This is a genomic window from Anaerotignum lactatifermentans, from assembly GCF_016902535.1.
In the GTDB taxonomy this organism is placed as follows: Bacteria; Bacillota; Clostridia; order Lachnospirales; family Anaerotignaceae; genus Anaerotignum; species Anaerotignum lactatifermentans_A.
Map to the genome: position 1 here is coordinate 113,710 of NZ_JACSNY010000002.1, position 18,796 is coordinate 132,505.

The window sequence follows — 18,796 nt, forward strand, 5'->3', positions numbered from 1 at the left end:
TTTTATTCCGTTTCTTCCACAGCGTCCTTTGCGCTCTCCTTTTGCTTCTCATTGGCGATATGCTGTAAAATATCCAAAAGATCCTGCATTTGAGAAGGGTGCAGGGAGGATTCTATCTGATCCAGCTCCATAATGGGGCGGTATTTTGCCAGTTCTTCTTTAAAATTTATCATATCTAAACCCCCAGTATTATTCGCAAAGTAGTTTCCTGATCTCACCGATCATGTACAAGGAACCGCAGCAGAGGATCATGCCCTCTTTGGCTGTCAGTTCTTTGGCCTTCTGACAGGCCTTTTCGATTTCTTTTTCCACATAAACCGGTTTGCCGTAAGCCAGCACGGTTTTCTCCAAAAGTCGGACATCCAGTTTTCTTTCATTGGCAGGTTCTGTCAAAATGGCCTGATGGATCAATGGAAAGATCTCAGATGTCATCAGTTCATATTCTTTATCACCTAAAACGCCCAATACTAGCGTAATTTTTTTATCTTTTGCGTAAGCAGGCAGAGAAGAAGCCAGCTGCTTGATTCCATCGGCGTTGTGCGCGCCATCCAGAAGGATTAAAGGATCTTTTCCGCAGATCTCCATACGTCCCGCCCATTTTGTGCGGCACACGCCTTCCCGAATGCCTTCTTCTGTCAGGGAAAGTCCCTGTTTCTGCAAAACTGCGCAGGCATTTAAAACAGTGACACAGTTTTGAATCTGATAGTTGCCTAAAAGGGGAAGGTGGAGATCCTGATAAGAGATGAGGCGGTTTTTTACAGAAAAGACCGTTTCCTCCATGGATTGGGATGTAACATGGATCACAGACTCCGTCTCGCAGTAGAAGGGCGCGCCGACAGATTTCGCGGCGGCCTCAGCAATATTATATACTATTTTTTCCTGTGAATACAACACCACAGGGGAATTTTTCTTGATGATTCCGCATTTTTCCGCCGCGATTTCTTCTATGGTATCCCCCAGAAAAGCGGTATGGTCGATGCTGATGGACATAATGAGACTGAGCAGAGGAGCGGTGATGACATTGGTGGCGTCATAACGTCCGCCAAGGCCTACTTCGATAATGGCCAGATCAACCTTTTTCTGGGCAAAATAATGAAAGGCTGCGGCTGTTACGATTTCAAAGAGCGTGGGAACTTCTTCCCCCGCTGCGTCCATCTGTTCGCAGAAGCCTCGTACCAGGGTGATTTCCGCAGCAAAATCTTCATCGGAGATATCTGTTCCATTGATGCGGAACCGCTCGTTATATTTCTCCAGATGAGGAGACGTATAAACCGCGGTGCGGTATCCGTGGACTGTCAGAATGGAGGAAAGCAGGGCAGACGCGGAGCCTTTTCCGTTGGTGCCGGCAATATGGATACAGGTCAGCTGATCCTGTGGATTTCCCATACGTGCTAAAAGTGCCTTGATACGGGAAAGACCGGGCACAGAGGCAAAGCCGACTTCTTTTTCCAGATACTCTATGGATTGCTGATAATTCATCATAATTCCTCCCTTTTCAGTCTGAACAATATTATAGCAGGAATGGATTTTTCTGCAAGATGATTAAGAAAACCGAAATAATAATTTATTTTCCGGTGGATAAGGGTAAGAAATGGTTGTACCAAAAGGTAGAAAAATGTATAATAAAAAAGATTTGAGTCAGACAAGGAGGCAAATGCCATTATGGAAGAAAGAAAAGACCGTGACGGCAGCCGGTATCTGCCGGAAGGGAATTCCAACTACAGATTTTCGCAGCAAGAAGAAAAAAGGCGGGAGATGGAGGACCAGCTCAGCCATACCAGATATCCTGTCAGAGAAAGAACTTATGTGCCTGGAAAAGGCGGATATCCCGTCAGAGAGGATACTTATATTCCCGGGAAGAGCGGCTATCCCGCGCGGGAGGAAACGGCCTATCCCAGACGCCGCAGAATAGAAAATGCGGATGCAGAAAAAAAACAGACAGAGCGGCAGGATACAGGAGAAGAACGCCGCTATGAGACGCGGGTACCAAGAAGGGCGCAGGCGGAATCAGAGATAAAGATGGAACGGTCCGCGCAGCAGGAGTTTGGCGGATGGAACGAGGAGAAAGGAAATCCTCAAAGAAGTCAGCGCCATCCGTCCACACGGGGAACGCAGAAAAACAGTGCTGAACGAAAAAGAAAACGGCGCAACCAGAAATTGTTCCGGCTGATTCTTGTGCTGATTGCGGCGCTGATTATAGGGATACTCTGTTTCCGGTTGGGAGAAAGCCTGATGGGCTCCAGTACGGAAGAGGTAACTCTTACAGGCGAAACAGTAATGGTTACCATTCCGGAAGGCGCGGGCACGTCTGAAATCGCCGATATTCTGAAAGAGAATAAACTGATCGGCAGCAAACTGTCCTTCCGAATCAGCAGTCGTTTGAATGGCTATGACGGAACCTTCAAACAGGGGACCTATGAAATTGATACAGGCCTGACACAGACACAGATTATGGATTTGCTCCAGTCCGGCGAAGTGGCAACGGACAATAAACTTACCATTCCAGAGGGGTACAATACCAGACAGATTGCCGCGAAAGTGGAAGAACTTGGAATCTGTACCGCGGCGGAATTTATAGAGGAAGCAAATACGGGAGTATTTGAATATGATTTTCTGAATGATCTGCCGGACAGAGAATATCGTTTGGAGGGCTATCTTTTCCCGGATACATATTTCCTGACGGAGAATATGACAGCCCATGATGTGATTGATATGATGTTAAAGCGCTTTGACCAGATGTATACCACAGAATATCAGAATGCGGTGGCTTCCAGCGGCCATACTCTGGATGAAATTGTTATCATCGCGTCTATGGTGGAAAAAGAGATTACCCTGGACGATGAAAGAAGCAAAGCGGCCAGCGTGATTTATAATCGTCTGGAAGAAGATATGTCTCTTGGCATTGACGCCACGGTACTCTATGGACTTGGCAGAGACAGTGGATCACTGACGCAGGAAGATCTGGAAAAAGATACGCCTTATAATACCCGCTTGAATAAGGGGCTACCGGAAGGTCCCATCGCTAACCCTGGCGAGGCATCTTTCCGTGCGGCTGTATATCCCGATACGACGAATTATCTGTATTATGTATTAGAGGCGGAAGGTCAGTCGAACCATGTATTCTGCGAGACCTATGAACAGTTCCTGGCGGCAAAGGAAACATATCAGGCCAGCCTTTCACAGTAAAACAAGGAGAATGAAACAATGAATTATGTAACAGATGATACCATGAACGCCTATCTGCGCACGGTACAGCCTATGTATGACGGGGTTTTAGGAGAAATCCAGCGGGAAGCGCTGGCGGCGGAAGTGCCGATTATCCCTCTGGAAACGGCGCGTCTGCTCAGTGTGCTGCTGACCATGCACAAACCAAAGCAGATTCTGGAAATCGGTACAGCCGTTGGCTTTTCCGCCGGTTTAATGTGCCGCTATCTGCCGGAAGACGGAACCGTAACGACCATTGACCGGTTTGAGGTTATGCTGAAAGATGCCAGAGTCAATATCAAGCGGATGGGTCTGGAAAATAAGATCAAAATACTGGAAGGGGACGCGGCGGATATTCTGCCGACCTTAGAAGGCCCCTATGACGTGATTTTTCTGGATGCGGCCAAAGGACAGTATGGTAATTTTCTGCCCCATTGTCTGCGGCTACTGCCCGTTGGCGGTTTGCTGATTGTAGACGATGTGCTTCAGGGCGGTACCATTGCGCAGACCAGATTCAGCGTGCCCAGACGTCAGCGTACCATCCATAAGCGTCTGCGGAATTTCCTGTGGGAAATCACCCATAATGACGCCTTGGAAACGTCGATTATTCCCATTGGGGATGGGATGGCCCTGTGCTACAAGAAAAAAGAGATTCCTCTGGAAGGAGAACAGAAAGATGATGAATAAGAAAAAGCCGGAACTGCTGGCACCTGCCGGTGATCTGGAGAAATTAAAGATTGCCATACTTTATGGCGCAGACGCGGTTTACATTGGCGGAGAAGCGTACGGTCTGCGGGCGAAGGCAAAGAACTTTGACCGAGAGACCATGGCCGAAGGGATTCGCTTTGCCCATGAGCATGGCGCGAAGGTATATATTACAGCGAATATTTTTGCTCATAATGCCGATTTTGAAGGGATGGCGGAATATTTCAGGGAAGTTTATGAACTGGGAGCAGATGCGGTGCTGATTTCTGATCTTGGCGTTTTTTCCGTAGCGAAAGAGGCTGCACCCAATCTGGAGATTCATGTATCTACCCAGGCCAATAATACTAATTACCAGAGTGCCCGCATGTGGTACCGCCTGGGGGCAAAGAGAGTGGTAGTTGCCAGAGAACTTTCCCTGGGCGAGATTCGTGAGATCCGGGAAAAGATTCCGGAAGACATGGAGATCGAGGCATTTGTCCATGGGGCTATGTGTATTTCTTATTCCGGAAGATGTCTGCTGAGCAACTACCTTAGCGGAAGAGATTCCAACAAAGGCGCCTGCGCCCATCCCTGCCGCTGGAAATACCATCTGGTGGAGGAGACCCGTCCCGGTGAATATATGCCCGTAGAGGAAAATGAGAGAGGGACTTATATCTATAATTCCAAGGACTTGTGTATGATCGATCACATTCCTGACTTGATCGAAGCCGGCGTGGTCAGTCTGAAAATTGAAGGACGCATGAAAACACCTTTTTATGTGGGTACGGTCATTAAGGCATATCGCCGTGCCATTGATGATTATTTTGAAGACCCCGCTCTGTACGAGAAAAATCTTTCCTATTATATGGAAGAAGTTTCCAAAGCCAGCCATAGAGATTATACGACTGCCTTTTACTATGGCAAGCCCGACGGGAACCAGCAGGTATATACCAACAACAGCTATATTCGACCCTTTGACTTTATTGGTGTCGTGACAGAGGACAGCGATGAGGCGGGGTATGCCTGGATTGAGCAGAGAAATAAATTTTCTGTGGGAGAAGAAATCGAAGTGATGCCGGCGAAAGGTCCGTCCTTTTCCATGACAGTTTCCGAGATCTGGGATGAAGAGGGAAATCCCGTGGAATCCGCGCCTCATCCTCAGCAAAAGCTACGGGTCAAATTTACAGAGCCGGTACATACTTTTGACATGATGCGCAAATTTATTTCGCATACCGAATAAAAAAACTTGATTTTCTATGAAATTATAGATATTCTATATGTATAGCTATAAATGGAAAAGGAAAAGGACAGTAATATGGAATTAACACAATGTATCAACTATCTGCTGACTACGGCGCAACATTCCGTATTTCAGTATTTGAACGGAAAATTATCCGCATATGACATCACTCCGTCCCAGTATGGCGTACTCAGCTGCCTGTGGCAGAGAGAATTTGCTACGCCCAAACAGATCTCTGAGATCCTTTGTCTGGAGACGTCTACCATTTCTGGGGTGTTGGATCGTATGCAGAAAAAAGGTCTGATTGATCGTGTCATCAATCGGGAGGACCGCAGGGAAGTCCGTGTAATCCCAACGGAAAAGGGGAAGGCGCTGGAAGAACCCATTTCTCAGATTATTGACGAGGTAAATGCGGAAGTGCTGAAATGCTTCTCGGAAGAGGAGGTTTTGCTTCTGAAAAATCAGCTTCGTGTGATCGCGGAAGGAAAACATTTTTAATGAAACAAAGAAAAAGAGCGGGTAACTTTTACCTGCTTTTTTTGTGGGCAAATAATGAAGTTTCGCTATGTAACAGGGCATCAGCCCTGGAATTCCTGTAAGGCGGCATTGAGTTTTTTCAATGCCTTTTTTTCGATTCTGGAAACATAGGACCGGGAGATTCCCATGATTTCCGCGATTTCCTGCTGTGTCAGCGTATCCTGCTGGAAAAGACCATACCGCAGACAGATCACCTTTTGCTCTCTTTCTGTCAGGACCGACTTTACCGCTTCCAGCATCCGTTTGGTCTGTATGGAAAGATCCAGTGTTTCCGCAAAATCCGGCGTATCGCTGTTGATAATATCCAGTATGACAATTTCATTTCCGTCCCTGTCAGTACCGATGGGGTCGTAAAGAGAAATGTCATGCTGATTTTTTTTGCCCGCACGCAGGAACATCAGCAGTTCGTTTTCGATACAGCGGGAGGCATAGGAAGCCAAACGGATGTTTTTTTCGCAGTCGTAGGTCAGTATGGCTTTCATTAGTCCAACGGTGCCGATGGAGATCATTTCTTCCGTATCTTTTTGGGCGCTGCTGTACTTTTTAACGATATGCGCCACCAATCGCAGATTATGAAGGACCAAATGATCCTTGGCCTCTTTTTTCTCTTCTTCTGTTCCGTTTTGATAGAGCGTCAGCCATTTTGCCTCTTCCTCTTTGGTAAGGGGTTTCGGAAAAGAACCCGATGTGGAAAAGCCAAAGAAAAAACAGGAGCAAAGACAGAAAAGGAACACAACAACACCTCCTGAAGCATTGGAAGAGAGGGATTGCTTTATCTTATGTGCGGACAAATTTCGCTGTGCGTGTCTGAATCTGTTTTTTGATGTCCTTTTTTGGAAGGACAGGACGGACAAGGGGAATTTTTGCGAAAGAATGCCTCCTGATACCGGGACAAAATCCGGTATAGTAGACAGGAAAGGAGGCAGATTATGGAAGTAAGTTACGAAAAGAAAGAGAATATACTGGTGGTATCCGTGAAAGGAGAGATCGACCATCATACATCCACTTTGCTGCGGGAAAGAACGGATGAACAGCTGGACAAGATCTGCGGCAAGCATCTGCTGTTTTGTTTTCAGGAGGTTACGTTTATGGACAGCGCAGGCATCGGCGTATTGCTGGGCAGATTTAAGCGGGTTCAGGGATTGGGAGGAAGAATGGCGATCGCCTGTGCGGGAGAACGTGTGGGAATGATTTTGAAAATGTCGGCCTTGACCTCTCTGATCCCTTTGTTTTCTTCTCAGGAGGAAGCGATTAGCTATCTGAAGGGAGGGAGAGGCAAATGAGAAATTGGATGCGGGCCTGCTTTGAGGCCAGATCGGAAAATGAGAGCCTTGCCAGAATGATGGCGGCAGGTTTTTTTTCGGCACTGAATCCCACATTATCTGAAATCACCGATGTGAAAACAGCTGTTTCGGAAGCGGTGACCAACGCCATTATTCATGGCTATGAGGGAAAAGGCGGAACAGTGCAGCTGTACTGTGCCTATGATGAGGAGAAGCTCTATGTGGAGGTGGCGGATCAGGGCATCGGGATTAAAGACATCCCCCAGGCTCTGGAGCCGCTGTATACATCAAAGCCGGAAATGGAGCGTTCCGGCATGGGATTCACCATTATGGAGACCTTTATGGACGGGATGCGGGTAGAAAGCCGTCCGGGAGAAGGCACCAGAATCTATATGGAAAAATATCTTTCCCGGGAATGAGGTGGTTTCTATGGAGACCATACGGGAACAGATTCGACTGGCTCAGCAGGGAGATGGCACCGCCAGAGAAAGATTGGTTACAGAAAACACCGGACTGATCTGGAGCGTAGTGAAGCGGTTTTACGGCAGGGGGCATGATCCGGAGGACCTTTTTCAGATTGGCGTTATTGGGCTGTTAAAGGCCATAGACAAGTTTGATTTTCAATATGACGTTAGATTCTCCACCTATGCCGTTCCAATGATCTTAGGGGAAATACGGCGGTTTTTACGAGATGACGGCATGATTAAAGTAAGCCGGCCTCTGCGGGAAACAGCCATCCGGGCCTATGGTGTGCGGGAGAGGCTCATGAAGGAAAAAAACAGGGAGATCACTCTGCTGGAGCTGGCGGAGGCTATGGAAATGAAGGTAGAGGAGCTGGTGCCGGCGCTGGAGGCGGGAAGGGATGTGGAGAGTCTTTCTTCTGTTGTATTTGCCAAAGAAGGGGAAAAAGGGCTGTCCTTGGAAGAATGTATTCCCGACGAGCGCAAAGAGGAAAATGTGGTGGAACGTATTCTGCTGCAGGAGGCGCTGGAAAAATTGCCGCCCAGAGAACGTCAGGTAATCCTTCTGCGTTATTTCGAGGATAAAACGCAAACGGATATTGCCAGAAGAATGGGGATTTCCCAGGTGCAGGTTTCCCGCATCGAGAAAAAAGTACTTCAGTCTCTGCGGAAAAAATTATCGGAAGGCTGAACACTGCCTATCAGGGCGGAGAAAGCCGTGGTGTTGTCTGGTATGACAATACTGCGGCTTTTTGTATGATTTTGGAAAAAACTATACATTTTACATGAAATGTGGTATACTTGCTTCTGCATTTATACAATCGGCGGAAACGATACCAATACCGCCGGACTGGTTCGTGAACTTCCCAGTATAAAAAACCAAGTATCTCAGCCGCGCATCGGATTTTGCCGCTGCGGTGGGAACCGATGGGTGGAACAAAAATCGGAAAGGAGATTGGAGAATGAATGCAAGAAAGGTAATCATTGACTGTGATCCCGGAATTGATGACGTTCTGGCGCTGCTGCTGGCACTGCGCTCGCCGGAACTGGATGTACTGGGCATCACTGTGGTATGTGGAAACGTACCGACAGCGCAAGGTGGGGAGAATGCCCTGAAGGCGCTGGAATTTTTGGAAAGGCTGGATATTCCTGTTTATCTGGGAGAAACCAAACCTCTCGTCAGAACATATGTGGACGCGATGGATACACATGGCGCAGATGGACTGGGAGAGACCTTCCTTCTGCGCAGCAGCGATGTTTCGTCTAAAGAGGGCGCCGTGGAATTTATGGCAAAGACGCTTCGGGAGGAAGAAGGCGTTTCTGTGATCGCGTTAGGGCCGCTGACCAATTTGGCAAGACTGATCGAAAGATACCCGGACGCCCTTTCTGGGCTGGAGGAATTGGTGACCATGGGCGGAAGCTATCGAAGCCATGGCAACTGTTCCCCTGTGGCAGAATATAATTACTGGTGTGATCCTGATGCGGCGAAGATGGTATTCGAAGCATTTTCCGTACAGCCGGCGCTGAAGGGAAAGCATCTAAATATGATTGGTCTGGATGTGACAAGAGACATTGTCCTGACGCCGAATCTGGTGGAATATATGTGTTGTCTTTCCAAAGAAACAGGTGACTTTATCCGGAATATTACACGATTCTATTTTGATTTCCACTGGAAACAAGAGGGAGTCATTGGATGTGTCATCAATGATCCGCTGGCGGTGGCTTATTTTGTGGATCGCAGCCTGTGTGGCGGATTTTTGGCTTATACAGATGTACAGACCGAAGGAGTCGCTATGGGTCAAACCGTGGTAGACACCTATGATTTTTGGAAAAAAGAAAAAAACAGTTTGATCCTGACGGAAACAGATCCGTTTCGATTTATGGAATTTTTCATCAGCCGGGTATTTGATGTTTCCGAGGATGAGGTCCGCAGGGTACTTAAACAGATTATGGTAAAAGATGCCGGAAAGCTGGTATGGCAGCGGAGAGATACCGCATGCACCTCTTGGCAGAGAGGAGGTGCTGCGGAATGAAAAAGCTGACAGTTGCGCAGATTTGTCTTTTGGGCATCGGAGCCGCGTTGAATGTGGTGGGGGCGAATATTGCTTTGCTCCTGCGGCTGCCCATTTATCTGGATTCTCTGGGAACAATACTGGCGGCAGCGGTTTTGGGACCGGTTTACGGGATGTTCCCCGGTATTGCCAGCGGTGTCATCAGCGGATGCACCACAGATATTTACTCATTTTATTATATTCCTGTGCAGATGGTAGTGGGGCTGATGGCCGGAATTTTCTTTCAGCGAATCCAGCCCAACGGCAGACAGATCTGGAAGATATTCCTGACGGCGCTTTTGATTTCTCTGCCCGGCACTGTTGTCAGTTCTGCAATCACGGCAGTGGTTTTTGGCGGAATCACTTCTTCTGGTTCCAGCATACTGGTACAGCTGCTGCATGGGAGTGGGTTGAGCATGACGGCCAGCGTGTGCGTGGTACAGGCGTTGACGGATTATGTGGACCGGGCGGTAATGGTATGCTGCACGATTGTGCTGTATCGGCTTTTGCCTGCGTCTTTCCGGGAAAAAACGGAGAAAGGACGGTCCCATCATGGAACGGTATAATGAGATTACGAATAAGAATCAGCGGGAGATCGTTTTGCTTCAGGGACGTCCCTGTGCCTGGGGGAAATGTTTCTTCTGTGACTATATTGATGATAATTCCAGAGACACGGAGGCCATGGTCCGGCTGAATCACCAGGTTCTTTCCCGGGTTACGGGAAAATTCGGTGTTCTGGAGGTGATCAATTCCGGGAGCTGTTTTGAACTGCCTCAGGAGACGCTGGAAGAGATTCGTGCTTTGGTACGGGAGAAAGGAATACAGAAGCTGTATTTTGAGGCCCATTGGATGTATCGCCATCGTTTGGAGCAAATGCGGCAGTTTATGGGCATTCCCATTGTCTTTAAAATCGGCGTGGAAACCTTTGACTGGGATTTTCGGGAAAATTATCTGAACAAACATGCCGATTTTCATACGGCGGAGGAAGTACGGGTATATTTTGAGTCGCCCTGCTTGATGGTAGGAATCCAGGGACAGACAAAAGAAATGATTGCCAGAGATATTGAGCTTCTGAAAAAATATTTCCCTCGGGGGACTATCAATGTATTTACCAACAACAGCACGCCTGTAAAGCGAGATGAAGCGTTGGTAGAGTGGTTTATGAAAACCTATGACTGGCTGCTGGAAGACCCTTCTGTGGAAGTACTGTACGAAAAAACAGATTTTGGCGTAGGGGATTAAATACTGATGTGCGGCGGATTTTCTAAAGCAGAAGGAGTATGATGCATCAGCCTCAGTTTGTTTATAAAAAGTCGGTTTTGTAAAAAGCAGGGCTGGAATTCTTATTTTACTAAGAATTCCAGCCCTGCTTTATCCGATTTCTCAGAGGATGGATATTATAATTTTCTGCCGCAGCCGGGACAGTAGGTGTAGTTGTCATGCAGAGGAAATCCACAACTGGGACATTTATTGTCCCGCTCCATGGATTCGCCGGTGGGGCTCAGGTCTTCTTCTGTCAGCGTGACAGATTCTCCTCGCTCGATGGCTTTTCCTAATTCCTCCGGGATGGCATAGACCGTTTTGCAGCAGGAGGTTACGGCATAATATTTTTTGTCCCATTTGAATAAAGGAATGAAGAAAAAGGAAAAATAAGTGTACGTCATAAATACGGAAATGCCCGCGTATCTTCCGCAGTTTTTGCAGATCATGGTCTGTATGAAATCCAGCATTTTTTGTCCCATGGAAATGCCGCCGATAAAGATCATAAATATCCCTCTTTTCGCGTACTTTTTATTTTACATCCTGTGTTTTCCATGATAAAATATTTTTGATTTTAATGCAAATAATTTTATGAGTTGGGAGGACTTGCGTATGAAAATTTCTAAGCTTGTGATTAGTGCCGTTACTTTTGCGTTATCCGCTGCGCTTTTGACATTATCCATCGTCGACCTTCTGAGAAAAGAAGAATATTGAGCGAAAAGAGAAGTCGGATATTTCGAAAAAAACCATATTTTTCATGAAAATTTGTTGGTACATTCGGAAAAATGTGGTATACTAAGCATTAGTGGTGGCCGTAAAGCCGAAAATTAAAAGCGGCCGCTAACGTAAAAAAAGAGGAGGAATTGAATATGGTAAAGGTTGGTATTAACGGATTTGGTCGTATTGGGCGTCTTGTATTCCGTGCCGCAATGGAAAGAGGGGACGTGGATGTCGTAGCCATCAACGATCCTTTTATCGATGTGGACTACATGATCTACATGCTGAAATATGATTCAGCACACAGCCGTTTCCACGCGGATATGTCCAATAAAGACGGTAAACTGGTGGTAAACGGTCACGAAGTAACTGTGTTCAACATTATGGACCCCAAGGAAATTCCCTGGAAAGATGCCGGTGCAGAATATATTCTGGAATCCACCGGTCTGAACACAACTGTGGAAAAAGCTTCCGCACACTTTGCGGGCGGCGCGAAGAAGGTTATTATTTCCGCTCCTTCCGCTGACGCTCCCATGTTCGTAATGGGCGTAAACAATGAAACATATACAAAAGACATGACCGTTGTTTCCAACGCGTCCTGCACAACAAACTGTCTGGCACCTTTGACAAAGGTTGTTCACGATCATTTTGGCATTGTGGAAGGTCTGATGACAACAGTACACTCCACAACAGCAACACAGAAGACCGTAGACGGTCCTTCCAAAAAGGACTGGAGAGGCGGCCGTGCTGCATCTGCCAACATTATCCCTTCCAGCACAGGCGCTGCAAAAGCAGTAGGCAAAGTAATCCCCAGCCTCAATGGCAAACTGACCGGTATGTCCTTCCGTGTTCCTACCATTGACGTTTCCGTTGTGGATCTGACCTGCCGTCTGGAAAAACCTGCAACCTATGATGAGATCAAAGCTGTTATCAAAGCGGCATGTGAAAATGAAATGAAAGGGATCATGGATTATACAGAGGATGATGTTGTATCCTCCGACTTCCTTTCCGATCCTCACACATCCATTTTCGACGCAAAGGCAGGGATTGCGCTGAACGATCACTTTGTAAAGCTGGTTGCTTGGTACGACAACGAATGGGGTTACAGCAACAAAGCGCTGGATTTGATCAAACACATGTACAAAGTAGACAACGAATAATATTTAAGGATGCCGTTAAGGCATCCTTTTTTATTGATTTTGCTGAAGAAAAAAGTTGGTGGGACGCTAAGTGTCCAATATCAATAAAGGAACCTGCCGAATTAAATTACAATTCTGTGGAGACTTCCGAAAAAGAAGAAATTTCCAAAAATCCAATGACTTTTTCTGCCGCTGTGCTAAAATAAGTGAGTAAACAATACTTACCGGATATCTTAAGGAGTGAACATCATGGCTATTAAAGTGGGCATTAACGGGTTCGGCAGAATCGGCAGAGTGGTTTTTCGTGTACTGATGCAGAGAAAGGATCAGTTTGAGCTTTGCGGTATCAACCTGCGTAATGCGGAATTGGATTATATGGTATACCAGCTGAAATACGACAGTATTTTTGGCCGCTTTACCGGAGAAATTGAGATCGACGGTGAATATCTGGTGGTAGATGGCCAGCGGATTCGTGTATTCAGTGAAAGTGATGCATCCCTGATTAAATGGGCGGAATGTGGTGCGGAGTATATCGTAGAATCCACAGGCGCTTTTAATACCATGGAAAAAGCAGCGCTGCATAAGGTGGGCGGCGCGAAAAAAGTCATTCTGACAGCTCCTTCTAAGGACGATATTATGCCTACATTCGTAATGGGCGTAAACAATGAAACTTACACAACGGACATGGATATCGTTTCCAACGCTTCCTGTACCACAAACTGCCTTGCGCCTCTGGCAAAAGTAATTCATGAAAACTTCGGTATTGAACAGGCACTGATGTCTACGATCCACTCCGCGACAGCGAAACAGAAAGCTGTTGACGCCAGAGCGGGACGTGACTGGAGAACAGGCCGTTCTGTATTCAATAATATCATTCCTTCCACCACAGGCGCTGCCAAAGCCGTAGGCCGCGTTATTCCTGAACTGAAAGGGAAAATGACCGGTATGTCCTTCCGCGTACCTACAAACGATGTTTCTGTTGTAGACCTGACTGCAAGACTGAAAACAAAGACTACCTACGCTGAGATCTGCGCAAAAATCAAAGAAGCAGCCGAGGGTGATATGAAAAATGTTATCAGCTACATCAAGGACGAAGTGGTTTCTTCCGATATGCTGGGGGATTACCATACCTGTATTTTCGATGAAACAGCAGGTATCATGCTGGATGACAACTTTGTAAAACTGATTGCGTGGTACGATAATGAATGGGGTTACAGCAACAAGGTTGTTGATCTTATTGCACATATGTATAAGGTGGATCAGGCAGCAAAATAAGAAAGCCATGCCCTCCGGCACTGCCCGGAGGGTTTTTTTAGTCTTATTGTAAACCTATATATATAATTATAGTTGACAATAAAAAGCGGAACTGTTATACTCCTTCTGACAAAAAACAGTATTTGGAAACACTGTCTAAGGAGGAAGAGGATGAGATGAGAAGAGAAAAAACAAAAGACATGATGCTCTGCGGGCTGTTTGTAGCACTGATTTCCGTGGGAGCCTTTATGAAAGTACCTGTGCCTGTGGTGCCGTTTACACTTCAGTTTTTGTTTACAATGCTGGCGGGGCTCTTGCTGGGACCCGGAAAAGGTGCAGGTACAGTAGGGATTTATATTCTTCTGGGGTTGTTGGGACTGCCGGTATTTTCTCAGGGCGGTGGTATTGGCTATATATTTCAGCCTACATTCGGCTATCTTCTTGGATTTGCGGCTGGAGCTTATGTGACGGGCGTTATCGCCTGGCGGAGACAACAGGTGACTTATCAACATCTTCTGGCCGCCAATTTCGCGGGGCTGGTTGTAGTCTATGGATTTGGCATGCTGTATTACTACCTGATGAGTAATTTTTATCTGGGAAATTCCATTGGCCTTTGGCCTCTGTTTCTTTATTGCTTTGTGCTGGCGGTGCCGGGAGATATTGCTCTTTGTATTCTGGGAGCCGTATTGGCGAAACGTCTGCTGCCTATTGTAAGAAGAGGTGGGTTATTGTGCTGACGAATGTGGAAGAAGCGGCAGAAAAAGTGATGCAGGGAGATGAACTGCAAAGGAAGGAAGCCCGGTGGCTCTATGAACAGCCGCTGGAGGAGCTTTCCTTTTGGGCGGACCGGATACGTTCCCACTTCTGTGGGAATGGGTTTGATTTATGTACTATCATCAATGGAAAGAGTGGCCGCTGCTCGGAAAACTGCCGGTTTTGCGCGCAGTCCATCCACTATTCTACGGGAACCGAGGCATATCCGCTCTTAGGAGAAGAAGCTATTTTGACGGATGCCAGAAAAAATGAGGCACAGGGTGTGCTTCGCTATTCCATTGTCACATCCGGGAAATGTCTTTCTGATGCGGAGGTAGACAAGATGTGCCAAGTGGTGCATCAGCTTCGAAAGGAAACCAGTCTTTCTATTTGCGTTTCCTTTGGATTGCTATCAGAAAATCAGTTTCGCAGGCTGAAAGATGCCGGAGTTACGAGGGTACATAATAATCTGGAAACCTCCCGCCGGAATTTCCCCAATATTTGTACGACGCATACCTTTGAGGATAAAATACAGGCCATCCGGGCGGCGCAGGCCGCGGGGCTTACGGTTTGCAGCGGTGGTATTATGGGAATGGGAGAAACGGCGGAGGATCGGCTGGATCTGGCCTTTTCTCTCCGGAAGTTAGGGATCGGGAGCGTTCCCATCAATCTGTTGAACGCCATTCCTGGTACACCGCTGGAAAAAGAAAAACCGCTGACAGCGAAAGAATTACAGCGGATCATAGCGGTATACAGATTTATTCTGCCAAAGGCATCCATTCGTTTGGCGGGGGGAAGAGGGCTTTTGGCGGATGGGGGCAGGGCATGCTTCTGCGCCGGAGCAAATGCGGCAATTACGGGTGATATGCTGACAACAGCGGGGATTTCGCCGGAAACAGACAAAAAGTTTGTGGCTGAACTGGGATTTGAGGTGAGAAGAGATCGTGGGTAAAAAAATATTCATTGTGGGGACAGGAACAGACGTGGGAAAGACCTATATCACAGGGCTGATTTTAAAGAAATTGAAGGAAAATGGGATTTCTGCCGCCTATTACAAAGCGGCTATGAGCGGTAACCAACGGCGGCAGGACGGCAGTCTGATTCCCGGAGATGGGGTTTTTGTCAAGAATATGAGCGGTATAGGGCAGTCTTTAGAAGAAATGTGCCCTTATGTTTATGAAGCGGCGGTTTCTCCTCATTTGGCCGCACAGCTGGAAGGAACATCGGTCTCTCTCGAAGGGGTGAAAGAAGGTTTTGCTTCTGTTTTGGAAAAATATGACTATGTTGCCATGGAAGGCTCCGGCGGCATCCTCTGCCCGATTCGTATGGAGAAGGAAGAAATCTGGTTGGAAGATATTATAAAATCTCTCGGACTAAGCTGTATTTTGGTGGCGGATGCTGGTTTAGGCGTCATCAACAATGTGGGGCTGACAGCCGCTTACTTAAAGATGCGGAATATTTCGTTAAAAGGGATTATATTCAACCATTATCTTCCTGGTAGCATTATGCAGGAGGATAATATCCGGATGTGTGAATCTTTGACCGGCACAAAGGTCATTGCCTGTGTGAAAGATGGAGACGAAAATCTAAACCTGTCTCTGGATGCGTTGTGCGGGCTTTTTGAGGAGGGAAAGAAACTATGATCTGGTATCCCTATACCCAGATGAAAACCATGGAGATGCCTTATAAAATTGTGAATGCAGAGGGCGTATATCTTTACACAGAAGAGAAAAAACTCATTGATTCCATTTCCTCCTGGTGGAGCGTTATCCATGGATATGGTCATCCGGAATTGAATGAAGCGCTGATTTCTCAGGCAAATCGGTTTTCCCATGTGATGCTGGGCGGGCTGAACCATGAACCGGCGGAACGGCTTTCCAAAAAACTGGAGGAGTTTCTCCCCGGTGACTTGAATTATACGTTTTTTTCGGATTCCGGCAGTGTGGCGGTAGAGGTGGCTTTAAAGATGGCCTTGCAGTATGCCATGAACCGAGGGGAGTCGAAGCGTACCATGATTCTTGCGTTGGAACACGCCTACCATGGGGATACCTTTAAAGCTATGGAAGCGGGAGATGATGAGGACTATCATTTTGTACTGAAAGCCTACGGCCCCAGCCCTCATGTGGTACATATTCCTACGGAGATTGACGCGCTGGAAGACGCTTTTGCCAGATATCATGACAGGTTGAACTGTATGCTGGCAGAGCCGCTTCTGCAAGGTGCCGGCGGGATGCGGATGTACGATATTTCGTTTCTGGAGCGGGCAAGGGAGCTTTGCGACCAATATGGTGTTCTGCTGATTTTTGACGAGGTGGCAACGGGCTTTGGACGTACAGGCCATCGTTTTGTGGCAGATCTGGTACAGCCGGATATTCTGGTGTTGGGAAAGGCGTTGACAGGTGGCTATCTGGGCCATGCGGTTACTGTTGCCAATCAAAAGGTATTTGATGCCTTTTATAGTGATGATCCTTCCCACGCACTGATGCATGGCCCGACTTTTATGGGAAATCCATTGGCCTGCAGTGTAGCCCTGCGGTCCATCTCTATTTTTGAGCGGGAAAATTATATAGAAAAGATCAGAAAAATAGAAGAAATCACCCGACGGGAATTGGCTGGTTTTTTCGATCCTAGAATAGAGGAAATCCGTATTATGGGCGCCTGTGTCTGTGTGGAAGTAAAAGAGGAAAAAATCTTGGCGGGATATCAGCGGTTTGCTTACGAAAGAGGCGTGTTTGCCAGACCTTTTCTGCGATATCTGTATGCTATGGTGCCTTATATTATTTCGGAAGAGGAATTGATCAGAGTGCTGGATACCATGAAAGCATGGTTTCGGAAAAAATAAAGCAGACCGCAGAACTGAGTGTAACCTCAGTTTTGCGGTCTGTTTTGCTTTAAAGGGAAGTTCTTTTTTTCTCCAGTTTCACAAAAGCTTCCAGAGCGGTCAGAATTTCGTTTCGTTCTCCCTGCATGGACAGGCTTTCTCCATCTACATAGGAGGCGATGCTTTCGGAAGTGTCCTCTTCGTAGGCCACCACATTATTGAGAAGAGAGGCGGTTTTTACGCCGCGAAGATGGCCGATGGTAAAGAGGGCGGCTGTTTCCATATCACAGCCCAGTACACCCCGTTTGGACCAGTAGGCGTCAATAGCTTCTTCGTTGTCTGTATAAAAGCTGTCATGACTTCTGGCGATACCAACATGGTAGGGCAGAGTTTTTTCCTGTGCCGCTTCTATGCAGTACATCATCAGTTCCGCGTCAGGAACGGCAGGGAATATTTCTTCAATGTATGTTTTGGAGGCGCCGTCATCTCGCACCGCGCCGCTGACAATAATCAGATCACCAAGCTTCACCTGAGGCTGAAGACTGCCGCAGCTGCCGATACGGATCATGGCTTCTACACCGATCTGGCGCAGTTCCTCTACGGCGATGCCGGCGGAAGCGCCGCCGATCCCTGTGGAGATGGCAAGCACGGGAACACCTTTGTAAATTCCCCGCAGACTACGGTATTCTCTGTTGAATTTTAATTCTTCGACCTGTTCCAGAAAAGGCGCGATACGGTCCAGACGGGTAGGGTCACCGGGCAATAGAGCGTACCGAATTCCTAAATTGTTTCCCAGCTGAATATGCGGCTGTAATATATCCATAGAAATCTCCTCCTTAAATGCTTTTCTTTCAATGTACATGAATTTGTAAAAAAAATCAACAGAGGATGGGTAGGAATCCATGGCTTTTTATGTTAAGATAGAATAGAAATTTGCCATTTTTCGGAGGTAAGCACATGGTTTATTTATTATTTTTGTTACTTGCGGGCATGCTGCAGGGAATGATGATTTCTCTCAATGGGCAGTTGGGGAATTATTATTCCATGTTCGGCATCTGTTTTTTTGTGCATGGGATTGCGGCCGTGCTCCTGATTCTTTATATCAAATTAAAAGAACGCAAAAAGATCCACCTGCGTGGGGTTCCGCCCTATGTTTATCTGGTGGGTCTGATGGGTATTGGTATCGTAGCCAGCAGCAGCTGGTGTACCCTTGCCATCGGTGCGGCGGCCATGACTGGTTTGTCGGTCATTGGGCGAATGATTTCATCAGCCATAGTAGATCAATATGGGATGTTTGGTGTAAAAAAACAGGCTTTCAGCTGGAAGGAGCTGCCGGCCTATTTGCTGGTACTGGCTGGTGTCTGGCTGGTATCTGTGGGATAAGGAGGAACA

Annotated in this window: 22 protein-coding genes and 1 riboswitch; of the genes, 17 read left to right on the top strand and 5 right to left on the bottom strand. The window is 47.0% G+C overall.

The window, feature by feature from the left end:
* Window positions 1-2 precede the first annotated feature (2 nt).
* On the bottom strand, window positions 3-173 hold the full coding sequence (locus tag H9X84_RS01935) for a hypothetical protein (protein WP_205132638.1): 171 nt from the start codon (window positions 171-173) through the stop codon (window positions 3-5).
* 16 nt (window positions 174-189) lie between these two features.
* Complete coding sequence (locus H9X84_RS01940) at window positions 190-1,479, bottom strand: bifunctional folylpolyglutamate synthase/dihydrofolate synthase (protein WP_205132639.1); 1,290 nt, start codon at window positions 1,477-1,479, stop codon at window positions 190-192.
* A 183-nt stretch (window positions 1,480-1,662) separates the two neighbouring features.
* Here H9X84_RS01940 and mltG point away from each other — a divergent pair, with 183 nt between their 5' ends.
* From mltG to H9X84_RS01960, 4 genes are all read left to right on the top strand, one after another.
* Entirely contained in the window at window positions 1,663-3,186 is a 1,524-nt protein-coding gene (mltG, locus tag H9X84_RS01945) for an endolytic transglycosylase MltG (RefSeq protein ID WP_205132640.1), read from the top strand.
* 18 nt (window positions 3,187-3,204) lie between these two features.
* A complete protein-coding gene (locus H9X84_RS01950) occupies window positions 3,205-3,891 on the top strand; it encodes an O-methyltransferase (RefSeq protein ID WP_205132641.1) in 687 nt (228 codons plus the stop codon).
* Complete coding sequence (locus H9X84_RS01955; protein ID WP_205132642.1) at window positions 3,881-5,128, top strand: peptidase U32 family protein; 1,248 nt, start codon at window positions 3,881-3,883, stop codon at window positions 5,126-5,128. Before H9X84_RS01950 ends, H9X84_RS01955 begins: the two co-directional genes overlap by 11 nt.
* Before the next feature lie 75 nt (window positions 5,129-5,203).
* On the top strand, window positions 5,204-5,626 hold the full coding sequence (locus H9X84_RS01960; RefSeq protein WP_205132643.1) for a MarR family winged helix-turn-helix transcriptional regulator: 423 nt from the start codon (window positions 5,204-5,206) through the stop codon (window positions 5,624-5,626).
* An 80-nt stretch (window positions 5,627-5,706) separates the two neighbouring features.
* Here H9X84_RS01960 and sigK read toward each other — a convergent pair whose 3' ends face one another.
* The gene (gene sigK, locus H9X84_RS01965) at window positions 5,707-6,399 is read right to left on the bottom strand and encodes an RNA polymerase sporulation sigma factor SigK (protein ID WP_330612234.1); all 693 of its coding nucleotides are present in this window, start codon (window positions 6,397-6,399) and stop codon (window positions 5,707-5,709) included.
* 195 nt (window positions 6,400-6,594) lie between these two features.
* Between sigK and H9X84_RS01970 the strand changes: the two genes are divergently transcribed.
* From H9X84_RS01970 to H9X84_RS01995, 6 genes are all read left to right on the top strand, one after another.
* Window positions 6,595-6,948 (top strand): STAS domain-containing protein, encoded by a 354-nt coding sequence (locus H9X84_RS01970; RefSeq protein WP_205132644.1) that lies wholly within the window; start codon window positions 6,595-6,597, stop codon window positions 6,946-6,948.
* Window positions 6,945-7,367: an anti-sigma F factor gene (gene spoIIAB, locus H9X84_RS01975; protein WP_205132645.1), complete on the top strand. Its 423-nt coding sequence runs from the start codon at window positions 6,945-6,947 to the stop codon at window positions 7,365-7,367. The genes H9X84_RS01970 and spoIIAB overlap by 4 nt, the downstream gene beginning before the upstream one ends.
* A 10-nt stretch (window positions 7,368-7,377) precedes the next feature.
* The gene (locus H9X84_RS01980; RefSeq protein WP_205132646.1) at window positions 7,378-8,100 is read left to right on the top strand and encodes a SigB/SigF/SigG family RNA polymerase sigma factor; all 723 of its coding nucleotides are present in this window, start codon (window positions 7,378-7,380) and stop codon (window positions 8,098-8,100) included.
* A 153-nt stretch (window positions 8,101-8,253) separates the two neighbouring features.
* Window positions 8,254-8,298, top strand: a riboswitch (PreQ1 riboswitch).
* Window positions 8,299-8,371: 73 nt separating this feature from the next.
* Complete coding sequence (locus H9X84_RS01985) at window positions 8,372-9,442, top strand: nucleoside hydrolase (protein WP_205132647.1); 1,071 nt, start codon at window positions 8,372-8,374, stop codon at window positions 9,440-9,442.
* Window positions 9,439-10,026, top strand: a complete 588-nt coding sequence (locus H9X84_RS01990) for an ECF transporter S component (RefSeq protein WP_205132648.1) — start codon at window positions 9,439-9,441, stop codon at window positions 10,024-10,026. Before H9X84_RS01985 ends, H9X84_RS01990 begins: the two co-directional genes overlap by 4 nt.
* Window positions 10,013-10,702: a radical SAM protein gene (locus tag H9X84_RS01995; protein WP_205132649.1), complete on the top strand. Its 690-nt coding sequence runs from the start codon at window positions 10,013-10,015 to the stop codon at window positions 10,700-10,702. The genes H9X84_RS01990 and H9X84_RS01995 overlap by 14 nt, the downstream gene beginning before the upstream one ends.
* 155 nt (window positions 10,703-10,857) lie before the next feature.
* Here the strand turns inward: H9X84_RS01995 and H9X84_RS02000 are convergent, their stop codons facing one another.
* The gene (locus tag H9X84_RS02000) at window positions 10,858-11,226 is read right to left on the bottom strand and encodes a zinc ribbon domain-containing protein (RefSeq protein WP_205132650.1); all 369 of its coding nucleotides are present in this window, start codon (window positions 11,224-11,226) and stop codon (window positions 10,858-10,860) included.
* A gap of 363 nt (window positions 11,227-11,589) precedes the next feature.
* Between H9X84_RS02000 and gap (H9X84_RS02005) the strand changes: the two genes are divergently transcribed.
* From gap (H9X84_RS02005) to bioA, 6 genes are all read left to right on the top strand, one after another.
* Window positions 11,590-12,597 carry a type I glyceraldehyde-3-phosphate dehydrogenase gene (gene gap / locus H9X84_RS02005; RefSeq protein WP_205132651.1) on the top strand — a complete coding sequence of 336 codons (1,008 nt, stop codon included), beginning with the start codon at window positions 11,590-11,592 and terminating at the stop codon, window positions 12,595-12,597.
* A 228-nt stretch (window positions 12,598-12,825) separates the two neighbouring features.
* A complete protein-coding gene (gap, locus tag H9X84_RS02010) occupies window positions 12,826-13,851 on the top strand; it encodes a type I glyceraldehyde-3-phosphate dehydrogenase (RefSeq protein ID WP_205132652.1) in 1,026 nt (341 codons plus the stop codon).
* A 155-nt stretch (window positions 13,852-14,006) separates the two neighbouring features.
* Entirely contained in the window at window positions 14,007-14,567 is a 561-nt protein-coding gene (locus H9X84_RS02015; RefSeq protein WP_205132653.1) for a biotin transporter BioY, read from the top strand.
* Window positions 14,564-15,535 (top strand): biotin synthase BioB, encoded by a 972-nt coding sequence (bioB, locus tag H9X84_RS02020; protein ID WP_243423497.1) that lies wholly within the window; start codon window positions 14,564-14,566, stop codon window positions 15,533-15,535. The genes H9X84_RS02015 and bioB overlap by 4 nt, the downstream gene beginning before the upstream one ends.
* Complete coding sequence (gene bioD, locus H9X84_RS02025; RefSeq protein ID WP_205132654.1) at window positions 15,528-16,226, top strand: dethiobiotin synthase; 699 nt, start codon at window positions 15,528-15,530, stop codon at window positions 16,224-16,226. Before bioB ends, bioD begins: the two co-directional genes overlap by 8 nt.
* Window positions 16,223-17,425: an adenosylmethionine--8-amino-7-oxononanoate transaminase gene (gene bioA / locus H9X84_RS02030; RefSeq protein ID WP_205132655.1), complete on the top strand. Its 1,203-nt coding sequence runs from the start codon at window positions 16,223-16,225 to the stop codon at window positions 17,423-17,425. Before bioD ends, bioA begins: the two co-directional genes overlap by 4 nt.
* A 49-nt stretch (window positions 17,426-17,474) precedes the next feature.
* Here the strand turns inward: bioA and H9X84_RS02035 are convergent, their stop codons facing one another.
* Window positions 17,475-18,227 carry a nucleoside phosphorylase gene (locus H9X84_RS02035; RefSeq protein ID WP_205132656.1) on the bottom strand — a complete coding sequence of 251 codons (753 nt, stop codon included), beginning with the start codon at window positions 18,225-18,227 and terminating at the stop codon, window positions 17,475-17,477.
* 134 nt (window positions 18,228-18,361) lie between these two features.
* Here H9X84_RS02035 and H9X84_RS02040 point away from each other — a divergent pair, with 134 nt between their 5' ends.
* The gene (locus H9X84_RS02040; RefSeq protein ID WP_205132657.1) at window positions 18,362-18,787 is read left to right on the top strand and encodes a DMT family transporter; all 426 of its coding nucleotides are present in this window, start codon (window positions 18,362-18,364) and stop codon (window positions 18,785-18,787) included.
* Window positions 18,788-18,796 lie beyond the last annotated feature (9 nt).

Coding starts and splice junctions, on each gene's coding strand:
- spoIIAB (WP_205132645.1), top strand. CDS start 6,945: ATGAGAAATTGGATGCGGGCCTGCTTTGAGGCCAGATCGGAAAATGAG.
- mltG (WP_205132640.1), top strand. CDS start 1,663: ATGGAAGAAAGAAAAGACCGTGACGGCAGCCGGTATCTGCCGGAAGGG.
- H9X84_RS01955 (WP_205132642.1), top strand. CDS start 3,881: ATGATGAATAAGAAAAAGCCGGAACTGCTGGCACCTGCCGGTGATCTG.
- gap (WP_205132651.1), top strand. CDS start 11,590: ATGGTAAAGGTTGGTATTAACGGATTTGGTCGTATTGGGCGTCTTGTA.
- H9X84_RS02040 (WP_205132657.1), top strand. CDS start 18,362: ATGGTTTATTTATTATTTTTGTTACTTGCGGGCATGCTGCAGGGAATG.
- H9X84_RS01980 (WP_205132646.1), top strand. CDS start 7,378: ATGGAGACCATACGGGAACAGATTCGACTGGCTCAGCAGGGAGATGGC.
- H9X84_RS02000 (WP_205132650.1), bottom strand. CDS start 11,226: ATGATCTTTATCGGCGGCATTTCCATGGGACAAAAAATGCTGGATTTC.
- H9X84_RS02015 (WP_205132653.1), top strand. CDS start 14,007: ATGAGAAGAGAAAAAACAAAAGACATGATGCTCTGCGGGCTGTTTGTA.
- H9X84_RS02035 (WP_205132656.1), bottom strand. CDS start 18,227: ATGGATATATTACAGCCGCATATTCAGCTGGGAAACAATTTAGGAATT.
- H9X84_RS01950 (WP_205132641.1), top strand. CDS start 3,205: ATGAATTATGTAACAGATGATACCATGAACGCCTATCTGCGCACGGTA.
- H9X84_RS01990 (WP_205132648.1), top strand. CDS start 9,439: ATGAAAAAGCTGACAGTTGCGCAGATTTGTCTTTTGGGCATCGGAGCC.
- H9X84_RS01995 (WP_205132649.1), top strand. CDS start 10,013: ATGGAACGGTATAATGAGATTACGAATAAGAATCAGCGGGAGATCGTT.
- H9X84_RS01960 (WP_205132643.1), top strand. CDS start 5,204: ATGGAATTAACACAATGTATCAACTATCTGCTGACTACGGCGCAACAT.
- H9X84_RS01940 (WP_205132639.1), bottom strand. CDS start 1,479: ATGAATTATCAGCAATCCATAGAGTATCTGGAAAAAGAAGTCGGCTTT.
- H9X84_RS01970 (WP_205132644.1), top strand. CDS start 6,595: ATGGAAGTAAGTTACGAAAAGAAAGAGAATATACTGGTGGTATCCGTG.
- gap (WP_205132652.1), top strand. CDS start 12,826: ATGGCTATTAAAGTGGGCATTAACGGGTTCGGCAGAATCGGCAGAGTG.
- bioA (WP_205132655.1), top strand. CDS start 16,223: ATGATCTGGTATCCCTATACCCAGATGAAAACCATGGAGATGCCTTAT.
- H9X84_RS01935 (WP_205132638.1), bottom strand. CDS start 173: ATGATAAATTTTAAAGAAGAACTGGCAAAATACCGCCCCATTATGGAG.
- H9X84_RS01985 (WP_205132647.1), top strand. CDS start 8,372: ATGAATGCAAGAAAGGTAATCATTGACTGTGATCCCGGAATTGATGAC.